Source organism: Streptomyces sp. TRM49041 (assembly GCF_008271805.1).
In the GTDB taxonomy this organism is placed as follows: domain Bacteria; phylum Actinomycetota; class Actinomycetes; order Streptomycetales; family Streptomycetaceae; genus Streptomyces.
The window spans coordinates 1-275 of the sequence record NZ_VSRY01000060.1 but is presented as its reverse complement, the minus strand read 5'-3'; the positions used below and the strand labels follow the sequence as shown (position 1 = coordinate 275).

Sequence of the window (275 nt, the reverse complement as noted above, 5' to 3'; positions counted from 1 at the left end):
GAGGAGCCGGCCGAGGAAGCTCCGGTTGAGGAGGTCCGGCCGGCCGGCGCCGTGCCGGTGGTGCTGTCGGCGCGTAATGATGTGGCGCTGCGGGTGCAGGCGGAGCGGTTGCGGGACCGCGTGGCCGTCGATGCGGATGTGTCGGTCGCGGACATCGGTTTCTCGGCGGCGACGTCACGGGCGTTGCTGGACCGGCGGGCTGTGGTGGTGGCCTCGGACCGGGAGGAGTTGCTGGCGCGGCTGGGTGAGCTGACCGGCGGGGAGTCGGGTGTCGG

1 protein-coding gene is annotated in these 275 nt (G+C 73.5%); it reads left to right on the top strand.

Going from position 1 to position 275, the window contains the following annotated elements:
- On the top strand, nucleotides 1–275 hold a 275-nt coding region (locus tag FVS66_RS34780), incomplete at both ends, for a hypothetical protein (protein ID WP_187645364.1).